Below are 2,926 nucleotides of genomic sequence, written 5' to 3' on the forward strand. Positions count from 1 at the left end.
GGGCGAGCTCGGTGGGAAGATGGGCGAGCTCGGTGGGAAGATGGGCGAGTTCGGCGGGAAGATGGGCGAGCTGGGACAGAAGCAGGCCCAGCTCTCCCTCAAGCACCACCTCCTGGAGACGAACGACGAGCAGGAGACCCCGGACATCAAGCGTCAGCGGGAGCAGCTCGAGCTCGAGGAGAAGGAGATCGAGCGGCAGATGGACGAGCTCGAGAAGCAGATGGAGCCCATCCATCAGCAGATGGAAGCGCTCGGCGAGCAGATGGAGAAGTACAGCGAGCCCATGGAGGAGCTCGGCGAGCAGATGGAGGCGCTCGGCGAGCAGATGGAGGCGGAGAGCCGGCGGGCCGAGAAGAAGGCGGAGGCCCTGTTCGAGGAGGCGATCCGCAAGGGGGTGGCCGAGCCCGTGAAGCGCTAGCCTCACCAGCATTCCCACTCGCGCGCGAGTGCGCCAGAGTGCAACGCCCACCGTCCCCGGCCTCCGGGGCAGGCTGAAAGGTGAGCGATGCACGGAATGAAGTCCCTCCTTGGCGCGGTGCTCCTCGTCGTGAGTGCGGCCGGTTGTGCCCGGAATGCTCCCGAGGCGCGGCAGGCCCCCTCTCCTTCCACCACCACCGTGTATGTCGCGCGGCGCGTGCGGACGCTCGATGCGGAGCGGCCGATCGCCGAAGCGCTCTCCGTGCGCGCGGGGAAGGTGCTGGCGGTGGGCACCCGGGACGAGGTGCTCGCCGCGGCGGGAGCGGGGGCACGGATGGTGGACCTCGGGGACGCGACGGTGGTGCCCGGGCTCACCGACGCGCACGGGCACCTGGCGGGCCTGGGGCAGAGCCTCGCCGCGGTGTCGCTGGAGGGCACGGCCTCGCGCGAGGAGGTGCTCTCCCGCATGGCCGCCGCGCCCGCCACGGCGTGGCAGGGGGACTGGCTCGTGGGTCGCGGGTGGGACCAGAACGACTGGCCGGAGAAGAGCTTCCCTGGCCGGGCGGAGCTGGACGCCCAGCACCCGAAGACGCCCGTGGTGCTCGAGCGCGTGGACGGCCACGCCTGGTGGGTGAACGGCGAGGCGCTCCGGCGCGCGAAGATCTCGAAGGAGACGCCGGACCCGGCCGGGGGCCGCATCCTCCGGGGCGCGGACGGTGAGCCCACGGGCATCCTCGTGGACAACGCGATGGACCTGGTGGCCGCGGTGCTGCCAGCGCCCACGGACGCGCAGCTGGAGGCGCGGATCGCCGGGGCGCTCGCGCGCTGCGCGGAGGTGGGGCTGACGGGCTTCCACGACGCGGGCATGGACCTGCGCACCTTCCGCCTGCTCCAGCGCTGGGACAAGGAGGGCAAGCTGCCGCTGCGCGTCTATGTGATGGCGGACGGCCAGGGAGCGGACCGCGAGACGTACCTGCGCGAGGGCCCCTTCCAGGGCCGGATGCTGACGATGCGGGCGGTGAAGCTGAGCATGGACGGAGCGCTGGGGAGCCGGGGCGCGGCGCTGCACGCACCGTACAGCGACGAGCCGGGCCACCGGGGGCTGCTGCTGCTGACGCCCGAGGAGTACGAGGCGCGGGTGCGGGCCTTCATGGCGCGCGGCTTCCAGGTGGCCACGCATGCGATTGGAGACCGGGCGAACACGCTGGTGCTGGAGACGCTGCTGCGCGCGGCCGAGGCGACGGGGACGCTCCATGGGCGGCACCGGGTGGAGCACGCGCAAGTGATGCGGCTGGAGGACATCCAGCGGATGGGCAAGAGCGGCCTCGTGGCGAGCATGCAGCCCACGCACGCGACGAGCGACATGCCGTGGGCGGAGACGCGCGTGGGGCCCGAGCGCATCAAGGGCGCCTACGCATGGCGGAAGCTGAAGGAGGCGGGGGCGCCGTTGGCGTTCGGCAGCGACTTCCCGGTGGAGCGTCCGGACGTGCTGCCGGGGCTCTACGCGGCGCGCACGCGGCAGGACGCCGCGGGGCAGCCCCCGGGAGGGTGGTACCCGGACCAGCGGATGAGTGGTGAGGAGGCGCTGGAGGGCTTCACGGTGGGCGCGGCCCATGCGGCGTTCGCGGAGAACGAGCGGGGCCGGCTGAAGCCGGGCATGGACGCGGACTTCGTGGCCTTCTCGGTGGACCCGGTGGAGGCGCCGGTGGCGGAGCTGCTCACCGCCCAGGTGAAGCTCACGGTGGCCGCCGGTGCCGAGGTCTACCGGTCACCCTGACGTAACGCACCATCTCCCGAGAGGCCCACCACCATGCTCCTCCGCCTGACCCTGGCCTTGTGCCTGACCGTCTCTACGTCATGTGCCACCTCTCGGGAGAGACCTCTTGATGAAGCGCCTCGGCCGACAGCCCCCACTCCGGTGAGGGTGGACCCATTGCCCGAAGGCCGCCTGCGGCTCTCCTTCAAACCGGCAGCTCCCAACCCGAACCTCGAAATGCTTCGGATGGAGGAGGCATGGGCGGTGCTCGAGGCCTTCCATGAATCCTTCCCACCCATCGAAAAACCCAGGCACCGGCTCACCCTTGTGTCGTCGGGGATGGAGGACGCAAGGGCGAGCAGAGCCGCGGAGTGGGAGCAACGACTGCGAAAGGAGTACCTGTCACGCTTCGACCCACCGCGCCTGCCCCTGCCGGAGTCACTGGAGAACAGCCGACTGGTGCTCGCCCTCCAACTCTCCCCCCGCTACATGGGGGCGGGGGTGCGTGAGGCCGCCCAGGAATTGTTCCGCTCGCCGCTCTTCGTGACCAGCCTTGCCCTCTCGGTGCTGGTGTACTTCGCCGCGTGGTTGGCGCCCGAGCCGCTCTTCACCAAGGCATTCGCTGCTGCGTTGACGGTGCGGCTGGCGATGTTGGTTGGAGTGCTGGAGCTCACCCACGTGGCACGCGCCTGTCTCCAATTGTACCGGGAGGCTGAGGCAGCGAGCTCTGTTGAGGAGTTGGAAGCAGTGGCC

Annotated in this window: 2 protein-coding genes and 1 pseudogene; all 3 read left to right on the forward strand. The window is 70.7% G+C overall.

Going from position 1 to position 2,926, the window contains the following annotated elements; genetic code table 11:
- The coding region (locus VF697_RS38590; protein ID WP_414641428.1) for a hypothetical protein at positions 1-418 on the forward strand (418 nt) is incomplete at its 5' end.
- Between the two features lie 87 nt (positions 419-505).
- On the forward strand, positions 506-2,194 hold the full coding sequence (locus VF697_RS38595; protein ID WP_331103037.1) for an amidohydrolase: 1,689 nt from the start codon (positions 506-508) through the stop codon (positions 2,192-2,194).
- A 225-nt stretch (positions 2,195-2,419) separates the two neighbouring features.
- Positions 2,420-2,926: pseudogene (locus tag VF697_RS38600) on the forward strand (hypothetical protein); the annotation flags it as partial.

It is taken from the genome of Archangium sp., assembly GCF_036388035.1.
In the GTDB taxonomy this organism is placed as follows: Bacteria; Myxococcota; Myxococcia; order Myxococcales; family Myxococcaceae; genus Archangium.

Bases quoted from the DNA above. Each gene is read 5' to 3' on its own strand.
- VF697_RS38595 (WP_331103037.1), top strand. From the start codon at position 506: ATGCACGGAATGAAGTCCCTCCTTGGCGCGGTGCTCCTCGTCGTGAGT.